33 protein-coding genes are annotated in these 18,999 nt (G+C 60.3%); 26 read left to right on the top strand and 7 right to left on the bottom strand.

The annotated features are described in order from the left end of the window. Position 1 precedes the first annotated feature (1 nt). The 3 genes from EXZ48_RS27395 to EXZ48_RS27385 form a co-directional block, all read right to left on the bottom strand. Positions 2–184 (bottom strand): hypothetical protein, encoded by a 183-nt coding sequence (locus EXZ48_RS27395; protein ID WP_130519877.1) that lies wholly within the window; start codon positions 182–184, stop codon positions 2–4. Positions 185–255: 71 nt separating this feature from the next. After that, complete coding sequence (locus EXZ48_RS27390; protein ID WP_130519875.1) at positions 256–627, bottom strand: hypothetical protein; 372 nt, start codon at positions 625–627, stop codon at positions 256–258. A gap of 78 nt (positions 628–705) precedes the next feature. After that, the gene (locus tag EXZ48_RS27385) at positions 706–1,008 is read right to left on the bottom strand and encodes a DUF982 domain-containing protein (RefSeq protein WP_130519874.1); all 303 of its coding nucleotides are present in this window, start codon (positions 1,006–1,008) and stop codon (positions 706–708) included. 137 nt (positions 1,009–1,145) lie between these two features. On the opposite strand from EXZ48_RS27385, the gene EXZ48_RS27380 reads away from it, so the two are divergent. The 6 genes from EXZ48_RS27380 (at position 1,146) to EXZ48_RS27355 (ending at position 4,442) form a co-directional block, all read left to right on the top strand. Beyond that, positions 1,146–1,385 carry a hypothetical protein gene (locus EXZ48_RS27380; RefSeq protein ID WP_130519872.1) on the top strand — a complete coding sequence of 80 codons (240 nt, stop codon included), beginning with the start codon at positions 1,146–1,148 and terminating at the stop codon, positions 1,383–1,385. Then, positions 1,382–2,239: a hypothetical protein gene (locus EXZ48_RS27375; protein ID WP_130519870.1), complete on the top strand. Its 858-nt coding sequence runs from the start codon at positions 1,382–1,384 to the stop codon at positions 2,237–2,239. The genes EXZ48_RS27380 and EXZ48_RS27375 overlap by 4 nt, the downstream gene beginning before the upstream one ends. Then, entirely contained in the window at positions 2,181–2,786 is a 606-nt protein-coding gene (locus tag EXZ48_RS27370; RefSeq protein WP_130519868.1) for a hypothetical protein, read from the top strand. The genes EXZ48_RS27375 and EXZ48_RS27370 overlap by 59 nt, the downstream gene beginning before the upstream one ends. Then, positions 2,783–3,058: a hypothetical protein gene (locus tag EXZ48_RS27365; protein WP_130519866.1), complete on the top strand. Its 276-nt coding sequence runs from the start codon at positions 2,783–2,785 to the stop codon at positions 3,056–3,058. Before EXZ48_RS27370 ends, EXZ48_RS27365 begins: the two co-directional genes overlap by 4 nt. A 26-nt stretch (positions 3,059–3,084) precedes the next feature. Next, positions 3,085–3,732, top strand: a complete 648-nt coding sequence (locus EXZ48_RS27360; protein ID WP_130519863.1) for a hypothetical protein — start codon at positions 3,085–3,087, stop codon at positions 3,730–3,732. Positions 3,733–3,947: 215 nt separating this feature from the next. Beyond that, positions 3,948–4,442 (top strand): ferritin-like domain-containing protein, encoded by a 495-nt coding sequence (locus EXZ48_RS27355; protein ID WP_130519861.1) that lies wholly within the window; start codon positions 3,948–3,950, stop codon positions 4,440–4,442. A 95-nt stretch (positions 4,443–4,537) separates the two neighbouring features. On the opposite strand, the gene EXZ48_RS27350 is transcribed toward EXZ48_RS27355, so the two are convergent. Beyond that, entirely contained in the window at positions 4,538–5,167 is a 630-nt protein-coding gene (locus tag EXZ48_RS27350) for an acyl carrier protein (RefSeq protein ID WP_130519859.1), read from the bottom strand. Positions 5,168–5,667: 500 nt separating this feature from the next. On the opposite strand from EXZ48_RS27350, the gene EXZ48_RS27345 reads away from it, so the two are divergent. Further along, positions 5,668–5,970: a hypothetical protein gene (locus tag EXZ48_RS27345; RefSeq protein WP_130519857.1), complete on the top strand. Its 303-nt coding sequence runs from the start codon at positions 5,668–5,670 to the stop codon at positions 5,968–5,970. Positions 5,971–6,198: 228 nt separating this feature from the next. Here EXZ48_RS27345 and EXZ48_RS35050 read toward each other — a convergent pair whose 3' ends face one another. Further along, on the bottom strand, positions 6,199–6,354 hold the full coding sequence (locus EXZ48_RS35050) for a hypothetical protein (RefSeq protein ID WP_165909443.1): 156 nt from the start codon (positions 6,352–6,354) through the stop codon (positions 6,199–6,201). A 120-nt stretch (positions 6,355–6,474) separates the two neighbouring features. Here EXZ48_RS35050 and EXZ48_RS27340 point away from each other — a divergent pair, with 120 nt between their 5' ends. The 12 genes from EXZ48_RS27340 to EXZ48_RS27285 all read left to right on the top strand — a co-directional run bounded on the left by EXZ48_RS27340 (position 6,475) and on the right by EXZ48_RS27285 (position 15,491). After that, complete coding sequence (locus EXZ48_RS27340; RefSeq protein WP_130519855.1) at positions 6,475–7,098, top strand: putative metallopeptidase; 624 nt, start codon at positions 6,475–6,477, stop codon at positions 7,096–7,098. A 24-nt stretch (positions 7,099–7,122) separates the two neighbouring features. Further along, the gene (locus EXZ48_RS27335) at positions 7,123–7,587 is read left to right on the top strand and encodes a DUF2280 domain-containing protein (protein WP_050746748.1); all 465 of its coding nucleotides are present in this window, start codon (positions 7,123–7,125) and stop codon (positions 7,585–7,587) included. Then, on the top strand, positions 7,574–8,989 hold the full coding sequence (gene terL / locus EXZ48_RS27330) for a phage terminase large subunit (protein WP_130519853.1): 1,416 nt from the start codon (positions 7,574–7,576) through the stop codon (positions 8,987–8,989). Before EXZ48_RS27335 ends, terL begins: the two co-directional genes overlap by 14 nt. Further along, complete coding sequence (locus tag EXZ48_RS35565) at positions 8,989–10,338, top strand: DUF4055 domain-containing protein (protein ID WP_245462373.1); 1,350 nt, start codon at positions 8,989–8,991, stop codon at positions 10,336–10,338. Before terL ends, EXZ48_RS35565 begins: the two co-directional genes overlap by 1 nt. A 48-nt stretch (positions 10,339–10,386) precedes the next feature. Then, positions 10,387–11,109: a hypothetical protein gene (locus EXZ48_RS35285; protein ID WP_207900518.1), complete on the top strand. Its 723-nt coding sequence runs from the start codon at positions 10,387–10,389 to the stop codon at positions 11,107–11,109. A gap of 119 nt (positions 11,110–11,228) precedes the next feature. Next, the gene (locus EXZ48_RS27315; RefSeq protein ID WP_130519851.1) at positions 11,229–12,197 is read left to right on the top strand and encodes a major capsid protein; all 969 of its coding nucleotides are present in this window, start codon (positions 11,229–11,231) and stop codon (positions 12,195–12,197) included. A 52-nt stretch (positions 12,198–12,249) separates the two neighbouring features. Next, complete coding sequence (locus EXZ48_RS27310; RefSeq protein WP_130519849.1) at positions 12,250–12,687, top strand: hypothetical protein; 438 nt, start codon at positions 12,250–12,252, stop codon at positions 12,685–12,687. Beyond that, entirely contained in the window at positions 12,684–13,103 is a 420-nt protein-coding gene (locus tag EXZ48_RS27305) for a hypothetical protein (RefSeq protein ID WP_130519847.1), read from the top strand. The genes EXZ48_RS27310 and EXZ48_RS27305 overlap by 4 nt, the downstream gene beginning before the upstream one ends. Positions 13,104–13,106: 3 nt before the next feature. After that, entirely contained in the window at positions 13,107–13,604 is a 498-nt protein-coding gene (locus EXZ48_RS27300; protein WP_130519845.1) for a DnaT-like ssDNA-binding protein, read from the top strand. Further along, positions 13,604–14,008 carry a hypothetical protein gene (locus EXZ48_RS27295; RefSeq protein ID WP_130519843.1) on the top strand — a complete coding sequence of 135 codons (405 nt, stop codon included), beginning with the start codon at positions 13,604–13,606 and terminating at the stop codon, positions 14,006–14,008. The genes EXZ48_RS27300 and EXZ48_RS27295 overlap by 1 nt, the downstream gene beginning before the upstream one ends. Further along, the gene (locus EXZ48_RS27290; protein ID WP_130519841.1) at positions 14,008–15,045 is read left to right on the top strand and encodes a phage minor head protein; all 1,038 of its coding nucleotides are present in this window, start codon (positions 14,008–14,010) and stop codon (positions 15,043–15,045) included. Before EXZ48_RS27295 ends, EXZ48_RS27290 begins: the two co-directional genes overlap by 1 nt. After that, positions 15,045–15,491 carry an HK97 gp10 family phage protein gene (locus EXZ48_RS27285; protein WP_130519836.1) on the top strand — a complete coding sequence of 149 codons (447 nt, stop codon included), beginning with the start codon at positions 15,045–15,047 and terminating at the stop codon, positions 15,489–15,491. Before EXZ48_RS27290 ends, EXZ48_RS27285 begins: the two co-directional genes overlap by 1 nt. Here the strand turns inward: EXZ48_RS27285 and EXZ48_RS27280 are convergent. Continuing rightward, positions 15,442–15,663, bottom strand: coding sequence for a hypothetical protein (locus EXZ48_RS27280; protein WP_130519834.1), 222 nt, complete (start codon positions 15,661–15,663; stop codon positions 15,442–15,444). The two genes, EXZ48_RS27285 and EXZ48_RS27280, sit on opposite strands and share 50 nt — an antisense overlap. A gap of 14 nt (positions 15,664–15,677) precedes the next feature. On the opposite strand from EXZ48_RS27280, the gene EXZ48_RS27275 reads away from it, so the two are divergent. The 7 genes from EXZ48_RS27275 (at position 15,678) to EXZ48_RS27250 (ending at position 18,703) form a co-directional block, all read left to right on the top strand. Then, a complete protein-coding gene (locus EXZ48_RS27275) occupies positions 15,678–16,106 on the top strand; it encodes a phage tail terminator-like protein (RefSeq protein WP_130519832.1) in 429 nt (142 codons plus the stop codon). A gap of 7 nt (positions 16,107–16,113) precedes the next feature. Continuing rightward, positions 16,114–16,395, top strand: a complete 282-nt coding sequence (locus EXZ48_RS27270; RefSeq protein ID WP_130519830.1) for a hypothetical protein — start codon at positions 16,114–16,116, stop codon at positions 16,393–16,395. Between the two features lie 12 nt (positions 16,396–16,407). Then, positions 16,408–16,893 (top strand): iron ABC transporter substrate-binding protein, encoded by a 486-nt coding sequence (locus EXZ48_RS27265; RefSeq protein WP_130519828.1) that lies wholly within the window; start codon positions 16,408–16,410, stop codon positions 16,891–16,893. Between the two features lie 103 nt (positions 16,894–16,996). Beyond that, positions 16,997–17,398, top strand: coding sequence for a hypothetical protein (locus EXZ48_RS27260; protein ID WP_130519826.1), 402 nt, complete (start codon positions 16,997–16,999; stop codon positions 17,396–17,398). Positions 17,399–17,544: 146 nt separating this feature from the next. After that, the gene (locus tag EXZ48_RS35045; protein ID WP_165909442.1) at positions 17,545–17,793 is read left to right on the top strand and encodes a hypothetical protein; all 249 of its coding nucleotides are present in this window, start codon (positions 17,545–17,547) and stop codon (positions 17,791–17,793) included. A gap of 94 nt (positions 17,794–17,887) precedes the next feature. Next, positions 17,888–18,271, top strand: a complete 384-nt coding sequence (locus EXZ48_RS27255; protein ID WP_130519823.1) for a hypothetical protein — start codon at positions 17,888–17,890, stop codon at positions 18,269–18,271. A 15-nt stretch (positions 18,272–18,286) separates the two neighbouring features. Next, positions 18,287–18,703 carry a hypothetical protein gene (locus EXZ48_RS27250; protein ID WP_130519822.1) on the top strand — a complete coding sequence of 139 codons (417 nt, stop codon included), beginning with the start codon at positions 18,287–18,289 and terminating at the stop codon, positions 18,701–18,703. Between the two features lie 53 nt (positions 18,704–18,756). On the opposite strand, the gene EXZ48_RS27245 is transcribed toward EXZ48_RS27250, so the two are convergent. Continuing rightward, the gene (locus EXZ48_RS27245; RefSeq protein ID WP_130519986.1) at positions 18,757–18,951 is read right to left on the bottom strand and encodes a heavy metal-binding domain-containing protein; all 195 of its coding nucleotides are present in this window, start codon (positions 18,949–18,951) and stop codon (positions 18,757–18,759) included. Between the last annotated feature and the right edge of the window lie 48 nt (positions 18,952–18,999).

Here is an 18,999-nt window from a genome sequence, read left to right as displayed (position 1 = left end):
CTCAGCGGATCATCTTCGACGGAACTTCCTCTCCGGGTATGGGCGTGACATCCGGTGCCTCTTCAGGAACGACATCTGGTCCCGGTTCCTCGATCGGACGTTCCGGAATGTCCGGCAGATCGTCTGGAGTCTCTTCCGGAGGAACTTCCAAGGGCTTCTTCGGATCGTTTGGGTCATTGGCCATATCGCTCTCCTCTACAGACGTGCAACCGGCGCAGGCCGTCGAATGTTCCGCGAGGTGGCGGCATGACCTCCCTATTCGAACGAGAGTCGGCCGCTTTGGCGCTGCGATGTGCCGGTCGCGAAGCCTCTGCGCTTAAACTTCCTGCCAATTTCCCATCGGAGATAGGCTTGGAGAAGCTCGTACAGCGCAATTCCGATGCCCAGGCCACAGACGACGACGATAAACGGAATCCACGCAGAAAATTGAGGCTTGATGAGCAGTGCCGTGGCGATCGCGATTGCGAGCCCGAGTGCTCCGCAGAATGCCGCCAGCGCACCATTGATTGCTTCGACGAGTACCCATTCGAGAAGCAAAAGCTGAGAACGCACAGCGGATGGATCGCGTTCTCCCGGAAGGTAGGCACATGCATCCTCGAAAGCCTGTTCATAGTCTTCGGCGGACAAGCTCATATCCAGTCTCTCGCTTTGGTGCGCAATTGGCGCGGAGGCCGCAGCGGCGACCTCCGGCCTGGCCCGGCCGCTTTACGGCGAAACGCGCCCGCCGCCGGAGCGCGAACGGATCATCCACGGCTGAACACCGGGAGACTTCACCAGAATGCCCTTCTTCTCCCCAAAGGAGCGGATGGCATCGCGTCCGACTTTTACAGGTTTGAGGCCGTCAAAGGCCATGTAGCAGGTCTTCAAGGTCGCATCGTGAATTATGTCACGATCGCGCTCAGGCCACTCTTCCAGAAAGTCGATGGCGTCTTCCAGACACGTTATCTCCCGGATCAGCTCTTTGCGTTCCTTCAGATATACGGGCCTATCAAATACCTTCGAGTTCATCTCTACCTCACTGAAAACGTTGGTGATCAACAAGGATGGCGTCGGAATCGGACGCCGGCCAACAATCTATTTTCGAGGTTTTCTGGTTTCAAGAATGTACCGGCCGCCAACGTCAAAAAATTTGGTGAGGTGGCGGCATGACCATCACCTTCCTCGAGGCCTACGCCCTTCATGGCCGGAACAGCATGGCGATCGCCGAGGCTTGCGGCATCGACGAGAGCGATGCGTACAATCTCATGGCTGCCCGCGCTGATCTTGATCATGGCGTCACGCCGGTAACCGCCGTTGGAAAACGTCGCAGCGCGCCGGCTTTGCTCCGTAGCGGCGGCGATACCGCGGCTCCTTCCCAGTCGAACGCGAGAGGGGAGTTTCAGTGAGCCGTTGGGTGCGCATCCAGGTCGATATCCACGAGCATAGCGTTTTCGCGCCGGAACCCTTCACTGAGCGCGAGGCCTGGCAATGGATGATTTGCCGGGCAGCGTGGAAGGAGACCGCTCACCGGGTCGGCGCTTCGGTCCACAAGGTGCCCGTGGGCAGCTTCTTTGCGACCGTCCGCGAGATGCAGGCGGTGTGGAAATGGACGTCCACGCGGCGCGTAGCGCATTTTCTCAACCTGCTTTCCGAGCAGAACATGATTGAAACACGCTCTGAAACAGGAAAGACGCTCGTAACCGTATGTAATTACAGCAGATATCAGAATGTTGAAACACCTTCTGAAACACCGCAAGAGCCAAATCCGAAACAAGAACGAAACACTAAAGACACCAGTTTACCAGAACACCAAGGTTCTCCTGGGCTGCTTAGCGAGCGCGAGGATTGCGATCTCGATCCTACCACCCTCGAAAGCAAATTGCGGGATGCTGCCGGCGAGAAGATGCAGCCGCATGGCGGGTTCGTTGTCGGCCCGGTGATGGAGCTCGTCCGAGCCGGCGCCGATATCGACCTCGACGTCCTGCCCGCCATCCGCGCCGTCGCCGCCCGCCTAAATCGGCCGGCCCGATCCTGGGATTACTTCGTCCCGGCCATTCAGGACGCGATGGATAGGCGCAAAGCCGCTGCGACCTGGGAGCACCGAGCTCAAGCGCCGCCGGGGACGAAGCCGCCCAGCGCGGCAATGCAGCGCCACGAGCGCATCCGCCAGAACCTCAAACGCGAAATCTACGGTGATGAAAATGCAGACGATGCCGGTCATGTCATCGACCTTACAGAGCGAGATTACCGCCCTCACTGAAAAGCTGTCCCCGTCCGGCGCCGACGAGGTGGCGAAGTGCATCAACGCCCTGCTCGATGCCGGCCTCATGATCCCATCGGCGGTGAGCGAGAACGACGCGATCGACCTCTACCGCGAGGCGCTGTCAGCAACGCCGATCGACGGCCTGCGCAAGGCGTTCATCAAGCTCAAGCGCGGCGGCTACTCGAAGTATCTGGCGTTCCTGCCGAACCCGTCGGAACTGGCCGCTCTGGCCAATGGTGAGGCCCAAAGCCTTCGCGACGACCGCGCCCGCATATCCGAGCGGGCCAGGATGGTTCGCGAAAACGCGCAGATGAACATCAGGTCGGGGAAGTATGCCCTGCTGAAGAACCTCGGCGACGACGCGCGCCGGAAAGCCGAGCAGCTTTCGCTCGACGGCTGGTGTCTCTTCGAAACCTGCCCGTCTCAAGAGGCATGGGTGGGCCGCGTCAAGAAGGGCCTGCCGGTTGGTGCGATCTTCCTCTACGCCATCGGTGAAATTTGGGCGCCGCCGGCCGCCACCATGGCGGGGAGAGCGGCGGCATGAGCATCCAGGTGTCAGCCAAGACTTTTACGAGCTCGGCCGCGCTTCTGGCCGACCACGCTGCGGTGCGGCGCCGGCTGTTTGGCCGGGCGCCGGTCAGCCCTGTAGGTCCCGAGCCGGTGGACGCGGAACATCTGATCACCGTTCGCCGCCGGCTGCCGGCGGTGAACCTGCATTTTCACGATGCACATGTCAGGGCTTTCCGCCGGTGGCAGATGATCGCCGCAAACGGCCCCTGCACGGCGCATATCCTGAAGCGCTGCGCATCGAAGTAACGCAGCGGAATATGAGGAGCACCACCATGGCAAGCAACTGGTACGCGGTACGCGCAAAGCCCGGCACTCAACGGATGGCACGTCCGCTCCCGATCCCGGCTAACATCACCGAAAAGGAAAGGATCGAGGCCGATCGCCGCAAGGGCGAGAGCATCCTTGAGCGCCAGCTGCGCCAAGAAGGCATTGACGTGTACATGCCGTCCTTCTGGATTCGAACTAAGCACCACCGGACGAACAAGCTAATTGAGCGGCGGCTACCATTCCTGGTCGGCTACGCCTTCGTCCACCTCCCTGATTTCGAGTTCGAGCGGGTGAGGGGTGTTGAGGCGGTCATGTGCATGCTCGCGCCGACGCGAAACGCCGGCCCTGTTCAGTTCCCCCAGAATATGATTGCGCAGTTCATGGTTGACGAGTTCGAGACCGAGCAGGCGCAGCGCCTTCAGGAATGGTCCGACATCGAGCGGAAACGCTTCAACAAGGCGAACAACCTCCGTGGACAGTTGAAGAAGGCGCTCCCGAAGGGTCGGCATCCGAAAACCTCCCTGCGAGAGTACGCCGATCAGGTCCTCGAACGCCTCGGTGAGGTCATGCGTGCACGCGTTCTGGTAATTACTGCACAGCTTGATGCACTCGAAGCCGCAGAGACTCTTGAAGAAATAGAGAAAGTCGCTTAGAATCACTGAAATCTTTGGTGATTTGTGGCTGTTCTGATCGCGGACCTCGATTAACGAGGGAATACACGCCGGGCCACGGGGCGGATTTCACCGCGCCCCGTTTGGAGAATATTGCCAAAATTCCCGCCAGCTTGCATGAATTTGCCTTGGCCATGGAACCCTTGCCTGCCTTCCAGATTTCCCTCCCGCATTTCATCTTGCAAAGGAGAGACATCATGAAATCGCTGGCTGATATATTCGAGCACACGCTTCAGGACGTCTACTACGCCGAGAACGCGATTACGAAGGCTCTGCCCAAAGTCGCAAAGGCGGCGAAGAGCGCAGAGCTGAAAAAGGCGGCTGAGGATCACCTTGCGGAAACGAAGGACCAGATCAAGAAGCTCGAGCAGGTCTTCAAGTCGATCGGCAAGAAGGCGTCCGGGGAAAAGTGTGACGCCATCGAAGGGCTGATCAAGGAAGCTGACGGCCTCATGGAGGAGGCGGAAGGCACCGCACTCGACGCTGGCCTTCTCGCAGCTTGTCAGGCGGTCGAGCATTACGAGATCGCCCGTTACGGTTCGCTTCGTGAATGGGCGAAGGATCTCGGCCACGATGAGGCGCATAAGATCCTGAGCGAAATCCTCGACCAGGAGAAGGCGACCAACAACAAGTTGACGAACCTCGCCGTGACGGCGATCAACAAGACGACGGCGGTCAAGAAGGCAGCCTGACCCATTCTAGGGGAAGCCGCTGCGCCCCGCCCATGGATCCCGAAGCGGGATTTCCCGTTTCGCCAGCGGCCAAGCCGGGAGGGTAGCCCGGCATTTCACGTGAGAGGCGAGGTGTTTGCGCTGCGTCCGCGCGCCGCACAAACGAAATCGACCGTGCGGCCAACTGTTGAAAGGTCTGTCACCGGCGTTTCCGGAAACGTGATCCAGAACTCGTCTTCAATTAGCATCATGATCTGGGTGACTTCGAGGGAATCTGCCCCCAGGTCGCCCATATAGGACGCATCGGAATCGAGTTCTTCTTTTGGGATGTTGAGCTGCGCCGCGACGATTTTCTTTACCCTGAAGGCAACATCAGCTCTGCTTACTTCGGTAAACATGGGAATTTCCTTGATCGATAACGTGGTTTGAGGCGCGCTCGTCGAGCGCGCTGCGCATTCTCGATAGGATCTGCGGATAGGTCCGCTAGGAGCCCCGCCTTCATCGTCCCAGATGTCAATGCCGGCGTTCCGATCCTGATGCAAGGCAGCCTTGGAAAGCGGATAGTTTTCCGCGCCGATTGTCGCGCGCTTTATGAGACGAACGATCTTCCTCGCTTCGTCGTTCTCAGGGCCTACTCCTCCGACAAGTTTTTCGGTCTTGTAATTGGCATCGCTGAGAACCTGGCGCAGCACGGTCCTTGTCACTTTCGCCTTTGTCCGCGGCGCTCTGAAGGTGAGGATTACCATATCAAGCCCCCCGTCAGCACATAGAGTGTCGCGAAGAGACAGGCAGCCGCAAATGCATGCGCCACCGCGGTTGTGACGAAGTATCTGTCGCGGATAGAGTGTAGCAGGGAAGACATATAGTCCTCCTCTCGTTTGGGGCCAGGGTAGCAAGCCCTCAAACAGCAGCGCCCGTTTCGATGGCTGCTGGAAAATCGATGATGCGCTTATGCCGATGACTTAGCAACAAATCAAATAAGGTCATTTGACGTTCGCCGCTCGGAGCCGGTTATCAATCGCTCTCGATTTTCGTCGGCGGCGCCGAGCTCATCTCGCCAGGTGACCAGAACGTCAGATAGGCGCCTGCGAACACCATCCCTATAGCGAATATCGCAATCACGAACCAGAACATCCCGGCTTTGGCCTTTTGATCTGTGTCTCTCATGCGGAGGCAACTGGTTGGGGTCGCAATGGTTCCGCGCGTTCATTGTCTCGACCCTCCACCCCAGCAGAAAGGAACCAGCATGCGCATGATCCGAAGTCTTGTCTGTGCCGGCCTCGCCCTCGCGGCCATGGCCCTCACAATGTCGGCGCCCGCGGTGGCGGCCACGCCCACCGACCCCGGTATCTACGAAGCCGTCAAGGCATCGATCGACGCTCCGGTCATCCTCCAGGTTCACGAAGACGCCGTCGCGCTGACCTGCGAAGCCCCGGCCGCCATGTTGAGCCGCGCCGACGGGCGAAGTTCGTTCCCGGGCGAAACGATGAACGTTGCCGATACCAACGGTGCCCGTCTTCACTTCGTCGAGGTGCGAAGGCGTTGCTGATCCCGCATGCCTGAAACGAGAGCCGGGCTTCGGCCCGGCTTCTCAAAACCAATGCCACGCGATCCAGAAGCAGGCGTAGGCAATCACCCCGATCACGAAGAGCCAAGCGATCTGTCGAGCGGCCATGAACGCCTCCTTCGGTTTGAACGACTGTTACCGGAACGCAACCATAGATGATAGGTTCAGATGCTTCCCTCTGTATCCTCGGTGAAGGGTAGAGGCAGGTCTTCAGTAGGTTTCGAGTTCTTCCTTGGTTTCGTAGCCACATTTATGGCAGCGCCAAGTGATGAAAGCCCCAACGGCCAATCCGCCCGCCTCCCATCCCGGCGAGCCATTCTGTTTCAATGCGCTGTTATGCCCAAAACGCTTGGTGACCATCTCCATCTCGCCATGTCCTTTTGGGCAACTCCGATCGCTCATCAAATCCTCCCAAGGTTAGCCCATGCCAGTCCTGAAAAACGCCCGGCATGAGAAGTTCTCGCAACGCCTATCCGAAAGCAAGCCATGATTGAGCGCCCTCAACCACCGGAAAGCCTGTTCGGACTAGACGGCGCGCCATTCACGCCGGCGCTCGACATGCCGGAGTGGGTGCAGGTCGCATTTCTGGATGAAGCCTCACCGATCGCCAATCCCGAGCATGCCCATCTGGCCGACGCTCATATCGGCTATCTCTGGGCCGCGGTTGAAAACACCCGCAAGGGCAAGCGCGTCATCGGCCAATGCGAGACCGGCACCCCGCAGGGTGCAATGGGCAAGTGGGCAAAGGCTCGCGTCGAGCAGCAGATCACGGAATGGTTCGGCTCAGTGCCGGATTTCATCATCACGCTCGATGCCCATTACTGCGCCCAGTGTGGTGATGCCGAGTTCATGGCGCTGGTTGAGCACGAGCTCTACCACGCCGCCCAGGATGTCGATTCCTTCGGCGCCCCGAAATTCAACAGCCAGACTGGTCGCCCGGTCTTCACCATTCGCGGACACGACGTAGAGCAGTTCATCGGTGTCGTCCGTCGCTATGGGGCAGATGCTGCCGGTGTTCGCGAGCTTGTAGACGCCGCCAGCCGGCCGCCAGAAATTGCCCGCGCTCATATCGAGCACGCATGTGGGACCTGCAATCTCCGTGTCGCCTGACCTTGAAGGCACCTTGATAGAACGATGGTTAAACCGAAACTCACCCGCGAGCAGCAAACCTACGTGGTTCAAGCGCTCGCCTGCTTCGATACGCCGTCTGTCGTCGTCGCCTCGGTCAAGAAGGATTTCGGCGTCACGCTGAGCCCGCAGCTCGTCGAGACATATGATCCGACGAAGAAAGCGGGCCGCAATGTCGCCGCGCGCTGGAAGGCGCTGTTCGAAGAAACCCGCAAGACCTTCCTTGAGGACACGGCATCGATCGCTATCAGCCATCGCGCCGTCCGGCTCCGCGCTCTTCAGCGCATGGCCGACAAGGCAGAGGGGCAGGGCAACATGGTGCTGGCATCCTCACTTCTCAAGCAGGCAGCCGAGGAAGTCGGTGGAAGCTATACGAACCGGCGCGAGCTGACAGGGAAGGACGGGAAGGATCTACCGGTTCCGGTGTCACCGGTGACGATCTTCCAGTTGCCCGATAATGGCAGGGGATGAGAAGGGCGCGGCAGCCCAGACGATAATCAGGCCGCAAGCCGGGCCCCAGACGCTTTTCCTCGGTTCATCTGCCGATATCGCCATCTACGGCGGCTCGGCCGGCGGCGGCAAGACGTGGGCACTCCTGATGGAGCCGCTGCGCCATATCGCCAACTCGCAATTCGGCGCGGTGTTCTTCCGCCGTACGCTTGTGCAGGTTCGAAACGAAGGCGGCCTTTGGGATGAGAGCGAAAAGCTCTATCCCTGCCTCAATGCCAAGCCGCGCGTCGCCCCCGATCTGTCATGGACGTTCCCGTCCGGCGCGTCGGTGAGCTTTGCCCACCTCGAGCACGACAAGACGGTCTCGAACTGGCAGGGCTCGCAAATCCCGCTCATCTGCTTCGATGAGTTGACGCATTTCACCCAGAAGCAATTCTGGTATCTGCTGTCGCGCAACCGCTCCATGTGCGGTGTCCGGCCTTATGTCAGGGCGACGTGCAACCCGGACGCCGATAGCTGGGTGGCCGATTTCATCGCCTGGTGGATCAACCAGGAAACTGGCCTGCCGATACCGGAGCGCGCCGGCAAGCTGCGCTGGTTCGTCCGCATCGGCGACAAGATCATCTGGGGCGATACGCCGGCGGACCTCGCCGAGTACACCGCGCCAGACGAAAACGGCGAGCAAAGGCCGATCGAGCCCAAGTCGGTGACATTCGTCCCGGCCAAGCTTACCGACAACAAAGCGCTGATGGCGGCCGATCCCGGCTACCTCGCGAACCTGATGGCGCTGCCGACGGTCGAACGCGAGCGGCTTCTCGGCGGCAATTGGAAAATCCGGCCCGCTGCGGGGCTCCTATTCCAGCGTGGTTGGTGCCAGGTCGTGGATGCTGTCCCGGCGAACGTCATCCAATGGTGCCGAGGATGGGACTTGGCATCGACCCCGAAGATTGAAGGTAACGACCCCGACGCCACCGCCGGCACCAAGATCGGTAAACTATCGGATGGTCGCTACATCGTCGCGCATCATGTGAGCGATTGGCTCTCACCGAAGGGCGTTGAGACGTTGATCAAGAATACGGCGTCGGCTGACGGCCGTGGGGTTGGCATTTCGCTTCCTCAGGATCCGGGGCAGGCCGGCAAGTCACAGGTTCAAAGTCTAGTTTCGATGCTCGCCGGCCACGATGCGCGTGCCACACCGGAATCTGGCGACAAGGTAACGCGGTTCTCGCCGTTCTCCGCACAGGCGGAAGCTGGAAACGTTCTGGTGCTCCGAGGTCCATGGAACGCCGCATGGTTCTCGGCGCTTGAGGGGTTCCCAGAGGCCGCGCATGACGACGACGCAGACAGTACAAGCCGGGCCTTCAATGCGCTCCTGACGCCCGCACCAAGCACGACGACATCGTCAGTTACGGGGCTTTATTAATGCATGACGTGAAGACGAAGCACCCGGACCTGACGCCAGAGCGACTGGCCGACTGGTGCCTGATGCGCCACACGATGCAGGGCCAACGCGCTGTGAAGCGCGAGGGTGTGAGCTACCTACCGATGCCTTCCGGCTTCAAGGGGATGCCTGACGGCGGGCAGGAAGCGTACGAGAAGGCGTATAAGCTGCGCGCCATCGTACCGGAGCTTCTAGCCCCGTCGGTTGCGGCGATGATCGGCATCATTCATGGCAAGGAAACGCAGATCGATATTCCCGACGGCCTATCCGCCATCTGGGAGAACGCTGACGGCGAAGGGATGAGCCTTGAAGCCTACCACCGCCGCATCACGCGCTATTTGCTCTGGCTCGGCCGATATGGTGTTCTGACGACAGCCCCAGCGGAAGGCGGGGAGCCTTTCCTTGCCGGTTATGCTGGTGACAGCATCATCAATTGGGACCGCGATTTCTTCGTTATGGACGAAAGCGGGAAGCGCCGTGAAGGCTTCGAGTGGAAGGATAATCCGAAGTTTCGCGTACTTGAGCTGGTGAACGGCCTCTACGTCTCGACGGTCTACGAGGGTGAAAGCCTCGATACGATCACGAAATCCGAACCTGTCGCTTTAGGCGATGGCCGGCTCAATTTCGTGCCGTTCTATGTCGGCAACGCGCGCGACGTCGTTCCAGCGGTCGAAACGCCGCCTCTGATCGGTATAGCGAATGCCATCATCAACTCCTACCAGCTTTCCGCCGACTGGCGCTGGCAGCTCTTCATGAGCGGGCAGGAGACGCTTGTGGCGATCAACGGGGAAGCCCCTAAGACCGTTGGCGCCGGTGTCGTCCATCAGATGATGGGCAACGACACCATGACGCCAGACCTGAAGTACGTCTCGCCGACATGCTCCGGCATCGAGGCCCACGAGGCAGCGATCGAGAAACAGAAGGAAGCCGCCGTTATGGCCGGCGCCAGGATGTTCGAGCAGGAGAAGTCGTCGCAGGAGAGCGGCGAGGCCCGGAAGCTCCGATTTGCCAGCGAGACGGCCAACCTCATGAGTGTGTCCCAGGTCTCTGCCGCACTGCTCGAGCGGGGATTAAAGGCGGCGGCCCGAATGAAAGGGCTTGATGAAAAGGACATCGTTGTCCCGCCCAAGGACCTGCTCGATAGCACCATGTCGCCGGCGGACTTCGCGGCGCTTTTCAGCGTCTACAGCCAGAATGGCATGTCCTGGGAGACTTTCTATGAGCGCGGTCAGGCTGGCGGAATATTCTCGCCCGAACGGGACGCGGAAGAGGAATACGCCCTCATCAATCCTGAGGGCGCAGAGGACGAGAACGCCGCGGCGCTCGTGTAACCCCGGCCGGAATCCGGTCAAAACAACCACCAGCAGGAGATAAGGCCAATGGCCCTGAAACTCGTTGTGGACTCGCTCGACAATGTCGACGAGGCCCTGAAGTCCCTCTACGTCGAACACTCGGATGGCAAGTTCCATCTGGACACGGACGCCGATAGCGTTCGCGGCCACCGCGACGTGCTGCCTCTCGCCAACGCCTACGACCGGACGAAGGCCGATCTCGCCACCGCCAAGAATGATCTGGCTGACGCGAAGAAAAAGGCTGCCCCGGAAGATTTCGACCCGGAGACGTGGAAAAAGCTCAAGGACGGCAAGACCGATGACGCGGCGCACCAGCGCCAGCTTGTCGAGCTTCGCAAGACCCTCGAAGCCGAGCGCGACGCCTGGAAGGGCAAGTTTGAAGGCGAAGTCACGAAGGGCAAGAAGGCCGCGGTCAACGCTGCGCTCACGGATGCTCTCTCCGCCTCCGGCATCACCAACGCCGCCTTTGTTAAGGCCGCCCGCGCTCTTCTGGAACCGCGTGTAGCGATGGATTCGGACGAAGCCTCCATGGATATCGGCCTCGGCCCCATGACCATCGCCGAGGCTGTGAAGCGCTGGGCTGCCGGCGATGAGGGCAAATCATTCGTCGCGCCGGCCAAGGGCGATAATGCCAAGGGCAATGAGCACGGCCACCAGCAGCAACAGGTAAAGGGCGACTTTGGCGGTGATGCCAAGGCCCGGGCTGCCGCAATCTCGGCGAAGTTCCCCGAACTCAGCGGCGGCGCCTGACCGCTTCTGACCACACGCGCCGCCTGGCGTTATCTCCCGTGATCTCAACGAGGTGACGGGCATCTGGGCAATGCCCGCAACCAACCCCTCCCATCACGGAACACTGAAAGGATCCGACCATGTCTCTTTCGCAGATGCAGGTCTTCAATAAGTATTTCATGCCCGCCACCATCGAGACGCTTGCGCAGATGGTCGACAAGTTCAACGCGGCATCCGGCGGCGCGATCCGCCTGACCACGGAAGGCTTCGAAGGCGACTTCCTCCAGGAATCGTTCTACGCTGCCATCCATTCGGCTCAGCGCCGCGTTGATCGCTATGCCGCCCAGGCCGCGGCCTCCGCAACCGACCTGACCCAGCTCAAGCACTCCTCGGTCAAGGTGGCCGGCGGCTTCGGCCCCGTTCGCTACGAGCCGTCGCAGATGACCTGGCTGGACAAGCCGACCGCCGAAGGCGTCGAGGTCGCCTCGCGGAACTTCGCTGAGGCACTCCTTCGCGATCAGCTCAACAGCGCAATCGCCGCTCTGGTCGCCGCAATCAGCAATCAGGCATCGGCGACCAACGACGTCTCTGCCACGGCCGGCGTCAGCTACATCACCATGAACGACGCCCACGCGAAGTTCGGTGACCACTCCGGCAACCTCATCACGCAGGTAATGAACGGCACGGCCTACCACAAGCTGATCGGCCTCAACCTCGCCAACGCACAGACCTTGTTCCAGGCCGCCAATGTTCGTGTCGTGGATATCCTCGGCAAGATGGTCGTCGTGACCGACGCGCCCGCCCTGTACGAGGCCGGCACGCCGAACAAACTCAAGGTGCTGTCTCTAGTGGCCAATGCCGCGACCGTCTCGGACAGCCGGGACATCATCTCGAACATCGAGACGAAGAACGGTCAGACCCGCATCGAGACGACGCTGCAGGTGGACTACACGTTCGGCCTCGGGCTGAAGGGCTACACCTGGGATGAGGGCAACGGCGGTAAGTCCCCGACCGATGCGGAACTCGCCACCGGTTCCAATTGGGACAAGGTCGCCACCGACATCAAGCACACCGCCGGCGTCATCACCATCGGCGACGTCACGAAGTAACTGGCAGGGGCGGGCGCTGGCTCGCCCCCCTTCCTCCCTTGGAGCGAATCCTATGACGAACGAACGAAAGATCGCCTACGAACCGCATCCGGTTTCGCCGGGCAGGAAGGCAGAACTGCGGGCCTCTGGTTATAAGATCATCGATGCACGTTTCGATCCGAACGGCCACTCGGTATCCGCGGCCGTGATGGCGGCCAACGGCCTCGGCGCGGACAGCGGTGATCAGTTCTCCGATGAGCAGCTTCGCGCCGCAATCGAAGCGGCGACCGGCAAAGCGCCGCACCATAAGCTCGGCCGCGAAAAGCTTATTGAGCAGTTCAACAAGATCAACGCTGACCGCAAGGTGCGGCAGGACGAGGAGGCATCGAACGGCCTGACCCGTCGAGAGATCGAAGCTGACCTGACTGCGATGCACGTCGACTTCGATCCGCGCGACCCGCTGGAAGATCTCGCGGCCCTGCGTGACCTTCACCGTGAGCAGCGCCAGTGAGCAACGTCGTCAGCCTCGGAAAGCGTGAGCCTCTTGTGTGGATGTGTGCTTCCTGCGGCTGTACCACATTCAGGCTCTACGAAGGCGGGATGACGGAATGCGCTTCCTGCGAGGTGCAGGGTGCCGACAATGGGGAATGGATCAACGAATTGCCTGAGCCAACAGGGCCGATCAAAGACGTTCTGCCGGATAGCAAGGTGATTTCGTTCGGGGACGCCTCTCCATCGGTCGCGCTGCGCTCAATGCTCAAAAGGGTGGACGCCGACAATCTCGTCGCAATCATCGCGTTCGAATCGAACGGCCGTGTTCGAACATGGGGCGGCATCGATACTCTGGAGCGTGTCGAGTGGCTGGACCGGCGGCTTTCTGAAGCCCGCGAGTTGCTGACCATGCTGGCACCCAAGGATGGGGTCTAATCGATGGCCGATTGTTACGGTTCCCTTGCATCTGCGCTTGCCTACCACGAAGCACGCGGAAATGCAGCGTGGACCGCCGCAGGCGTTGACGATACCACGCGTGAGGCGGCTCTTCTCCGCTCTTCCGAATGGTTGGATGGTGTCTACCGCAGCCGCTGGCCGGGCCAGAGAACCGGAGGGCGCTCGCAGGCCCGAGATTGGCCCCGCATTGATGCCTTCGACGCTGAGGGCAATGCAATCGCTTCGGATGAGGTGCCGCAGGAGGTGGAGCATGCCGCCTATGCCGCTGCTCTCCGCGAACTGGCGAAGCCCGGTAGCCTGTCGCCTGATATCGTGATCGGACAGGCGAAGGTGCTCACCGCCGTCAAGGGCATTGTCTGGACGCCATTGCGATCCTTCGCCACGACGGAGGACATGGCGCCGACGCTGACGGAAGTGGAGCGCGCTCTGTCAGGCTTAGTAGGCGCACGCGGCGCAACTCAGTTCCTCGTGAGGGCGTGATGGCCGAAGATTGGGCCGCCATCGCCGCCGAGATAGACGAGGCAATCCGCTCCGTCGGCGACCTCTCCCAGCCGAACGGTTATCCTGTGACGCTGCGCATCCCTGGTGCGACCACAGGCCCGATCTATGATCCGGTCGAAGGACCGCCGGTCTACAAGACCCTCCATTGCGTTGAGGGTTATCAAGAGATCCGAGACCAGGCCGGTACGCTGATCGGGCAGACCAAGCATTCCCTTACTGTGTCGGCGAAACCTGACGTCGTACCGCTAAAGAGCTATCGCGTTGCGCTCGGCATCACCGGTGATGAGGCCAGCGAGGCGAGCCAGTGGATTGAGATCGCGGAGGTTCGGCCTCTCTCTCCGGCCGGCGTGGCGGTACTCTACGACATCGACCTGGTGGATTGATGACCTTCGACGAGCTTCTGTCGACCTTCGAGCCCAAGCTCGCCGCGGCCTTTCGGGAAGCGATCGAGAGCATCAAGTCGACGATTGTCCTGAAGGTTGTTGTCGAGCGCCTGGAGCGTGGCGACGTCGAGGGCGCCATAGCAGCGATGCAATTGGATGCCGAGGCATTCGCCTCGCTGGAAATCGCCTTTGCCGAGGCCTACAACGCCGGCGGCATTAACGAAGTTGCCAATCTGCCGAAGCTGAAGGATCCATCCGGCGGGCGCGTTGTGTTTCGCTTCGGCGTGAGAAACCCCGAAGCAGAGCGATTCCTGCGCGAGCATTCTGCCCAGATGGTCACCCGGATCGTCGAAGACCAACTCGTCGCGGTTCGTGCCGCTCTTGTCGAGGGACTGACGCGCGGCAAGAATCCGACCGCTACGGCGCTCGATGTCATCGGCCGCATGTCGAACGTGACCCGACGCAGGGAAGGCGGGATCATCGGGCTGACAAGTCCGCAGGAGCGTTTCATCGCTACGGCGCGCGCAGAGCTCCTGTCTGGAGACCCGGCACAAATGCGCCACTATCTGACGCGAGAGCGGCGAGACAAGCGTTTCGACCGGACCGTGGCCGCTGCAATCAAGGCCGGCAAGCCGGTGGCGCTCGACGACGTTGCGCGCATGGTGGGCCGCTATTCGGATCGAATGTTGCAGTTGCGCGGCGAAATGCTGGCCCGGACAGAAACCATGATCGCGCTCGCCACGGCGCGAGACCATGCCATCCGCCAGCAGATCGACGCCGGCAAGCTCGTTGAAGGCGACGTGAAGAAGAAATGGCGAACCGCTAGCGACAGCCGCGTGCGCCACACCCATCGCATCCTGAACGGGCAGGCGGTGGAGATGAACGGCACGTTCGTCGGCCCGTCTGGAGCGACCCTTCGATATCCGGGCGACCCGGAAGCCCCGGTTTCAGAGATCATCGGTTGCCGGTGCTTCCTGCAATACAAGGTCGACTATCTGGCGTCGGTTGTCCGTCGCTTCCGTGCTGAGGCGGTCTGATGGCAAAACTCTCCTTTTCCGCCGCGGTTGCGAATTGGGTGGAAAAGGTCGAAGGCGCCACTGAGGCGGTCTTCAAAGAGGCCAGCCAGGCTATCGTCGAGGAGATGCAGACGCCGACAGGCGAGGGCGGCCGGATGCGGATCGATACTGGCTTTCTCCGCGCATCGCTCATGGCGTCCACCAGCGCAATGCCGCCGATTGTCAAGGGCAAGAAGCCGGCGGACGGCAAGGCCTACGATTTCGATTTCGGTCCGATCGAGGCCGTCATAGCGGGCGCGGACATCGGCGACACGCTCTATTTCGGCTACACGGCGGAGTATGCGGGCTTCCGAGAGTATGGCGCCAACGGCCAAGCCGGAGACGGCTTCGTGCGCCTGGCTGCCCAGCGTTGGCCGGCTACGGTCGATCGAGTGGCGAAGGATCTGAAATCTCGCCTTGGTCTTTGAGACCTTCGGCTTTGACCATCAACGACATTTGCAGCGTGAAGAGCGCCCTTCGGGCAGCGAGGATCACGTTGTTGCCGAAGTCGGTTTCTCCGCGCTGGTTCATGAACAGCAGCCACGCCTCATGAAGTTTGGCGTGCACGTCCTCGTCGGTGAGCGGCGGCTTTTCGGGCATGAAGGGTTTGATACATGGCGACTGGCACCGATGCAATCATCCTCGGCGCGCTGCTAGACCATCTCTCTGGGCTGATTTTTTCACCGGCGCTGATCGTCGCCCTACCGGGCATCGCATTCCCACCCGCGGGACAACAGAAGCCGGACAGCTACCTCCAGGTCTCGTTCCTGCCGAACCGGACCGAGACGCTTTCGGTCGGCAAGGGCCGGCAGATGCATCAGGGCATCTTGCAGGTGTCCGTCTACTGGAAGGTCGGAGTCGGGCACGTGAAGCCGCTCGATGCTGCCGACAGTATCGTCCGGCACTTCGCCAAGGGCACATGCCTCGTGTCGAACGGCGTGAAAGTCAAGGTTGACCGCAAACCATGGGTGTCCGGGCCGCTGCAGGAGCCGGACCGCGTCCAGTTTCCCGTCACCATCCCATATCGCTCCTTCAACGCGTGAGGACATCATGAGCAAGCAGATTGTTTACGCCCGCGGGCCGGTTGCCAACGCGGAGGGCAGGACCGTGCTCAACCCGCGTTTTTTCGACAAGCCGGTAGAGGGCGCTACCAAGGTTTTCATCGACGGCGCCTTCCCGAAAATCGCCAGAGCCTACGAGGCTGCCGGCGTCCCGGTCACAAGCATCGCCGATATGCGTGCGTTGCCCAGCAAGACCAAGGCCAAAGAACCCACCGATCCGGCGCCGCCGGCTACACCGCCCGCTGAGGGCTCTTCTTCGAACAGCCATTAAGGAGAACCCCACATGGCAATTACCACAGCATCTGAAAGCAAGGTCTTCATCTGCTCCACGCCCTGGACTTCCGCACTTGAGGACGCCACTGACTACGCGGCCTTGACGTGGATCGAGATCGGCGAAGTTGAAGACATGGGCGAATTCGGAGACGAAAGCTCGGACGTCACCTTCGCCTCTGTCGGCGACGGTCGCACCCGTCACCTCAAGGGCGTACGCGATGCCGGGACGCTCGCGCTGGTCTGCGGTCGCGATCCGCTCGACGCCGGCCAGGTTGCCCTCAAGGCGGCGGAAAAGACGAAGTTCTCGTATCCGATCAAGGTTCAGGCGGCCGACGCTATCAGCGCGGATTATTCGGACTCCGTCTACTATTTCGGCGCCAAGGTCATGAGCGCGCGCGATAACTACGGCAGCGTGGACAACGTCGTTCGGACGAACTTCTCGCTCGGCATCGACACCGAGATCATCGAAGTCCCGTCCGAAGACACCACGCCCTGACGGCAATCCGGCCCTACATCCGGTTCACCAAAGCCACGTGGCATAGCCGCGGGGGATGATTGTAGGCGTTCCCCGCGGCGTCCTACCTACAAAGGAAGACGAAATGGATCTCGCAAGTTTCGACACCGTCAAGAGCGCCGGCGAAGGTGCTGTTATGGAAGTGCTTCACCCCGCCGATGGCACGGTGCTCAAGGATGACAATGGTCAGCCGATCACCATCACCCTCATGGGCGCCGATTCCGAAAAGGCGAAGAGGCGCCAGCGGGCGGAAATCAACAAGCGGCTCAAGAGCGGTCGCAATACCAAGATCACCGCTGAGGAGATGGAGGAGAACGGCGTCAACCTGCTCGCCCTTTGCACTCTCTCGTGGTCCGGCATCAAGCTCGACGGCCATCTCCTCGAATGCAACGCGGAAAATGCCGCGATGATCTATCAGCGCATGCCCTGGCTGCGTGAACAGGTCGACACCTTCGTTGGTGACCGCGGAAATTTCCTGAAGGCGTAATCGAAGATATTACCCAAGAGCTATGCATTTTCGGCCAGGCGACGCCGCACCAACGGCACAATAGGCCGGAGATTGCACTCCCTCGTGAGGCGGAGCACATCTGGGAATGGTTCATCGAACTGGACCGTGCTCGCCAAGTCGGAATGATGGCGAACCCCATCCCATTCGCTGAAATCCAAGCCTTCGCGGCGCTCAACGGTGTCGTGATGCTGCCTTGGGAGGTGAGGGCTCTTCGCAGTCTCGATTACGCCTTGCTATCGGCTCGCAACCCCCCGGCGGGTAAGGGCAAAAAGGGCACTGAGGAGCGCGATCCCGACGTCGTCGTCAGCGTCAAGGACGGTCAGGGGATATCTTCGCTGATGAAGGGGCTAGGGGCAAAGCCAACAAAAAGATAACACGGGTTCCCCGTCGCCGCGCGGAATGTGGCGAAAATAGGACTCGCGTTCTTCTTCAAGGCTTGCTTGTATGCAACCCTTAATGGAGGGGGGCATGGAGCGAACAATCTTGATCATTGCCAGTGTAGCTTTGCTGGCCTCGTGCGCATCGAAATCAGCCGACATCGCCGCGGCATACGTGTCTCCGACGCTTTACCAGAATCTGACCTGCGAACAGTTGGCCCTTGAAGCACAGACTGTCTCGTCGCGAGCAATCGCCGCGAGCGGGGCGCAAGACAAGAAGGCCGGACAGGATCAAGCCGCCATGGCGGTTGGTCTCGTGCTCTTCTGGCCGGCCATGTTCCTCACAAAAGGGGATGGTGCCCAGGCAGCCGAGGTTTCACGGTTGAAGGGTGAGATGCAGGCGATTGAGGATGCATCCCGTCGGAAGGGGTGTGACATCACGTTCCAGAGGCCAGCAGAGAAGGCGAAAGCATAGGTGAGGAGGACAATCGTGAAGCCAATGATCCTCATAGTTGCGTCTCTGTTTGTGGTCGGAGCCTCCCCATTGGCCGCGGATGACCGACTACGTTACAAGCTGAACGATGCGCGAACGAAAGTCGTCGCCTTAACCGGGCTAGGTTCTGGCGATCCATGCCTGCCGGACAAGACTTCCGGGAAAGTCGTGTCGATGCAGTATACTGACAATGGTATCGTATTAGAGGCGTTCGCACTTGAGGGAAAAGACGGTAGCCGCGAGTTGGTGAATGTTGATGTCGAGAGTATCAGATCGGCCGATATGGTTACGATTGGCTGGGTAAAGAGGGGCCTTGAGCAGTTTATTCGCAAAGGTAAGCGAATTTCAGTAGGCGTGCTCCGGTGTGGCGCGGCTGGTCGTTTTACTGTGCTGGACTCTATTGGATTGAACTGAGAGACAAACGCCCGACCCTCACCGAACAAGAGGCGCCCCGTAGAGCGGCTTGTCTACTCGGATAACTTCACCGCGGTGCCAGACGCCGCGACAAAAAGTATGCCTCCGGACCCAGTTGAAATCTCGTTATAGTTGAGGTCGATAGCAATAACGGCATCGGCCTTTAGTTTGTGAGCCTCTTTCCGAAGCTCGTCCAGGCAAGTTTTCCTTGCATCCCTTAGTGTCGGTCCGGAAAGAAGTTGCGTAATCTGAGTCGGTTATGATTCCCTGGCTTTGAGATGATTCTTTTCGGGCAA

The sequence above is a fragment of the Shinella sp. JR1-6 genome (assembly GCF_004284735.1).
Taxonomy (GTDB): Bacteria; Pseudomonadota; Alphaproteobacteria; order Rhizobiales; family Rhizobiaceae; genus Shinella.
This window is presented reverse-complemented; position numbering and strand designations above follow the sequence as displayed.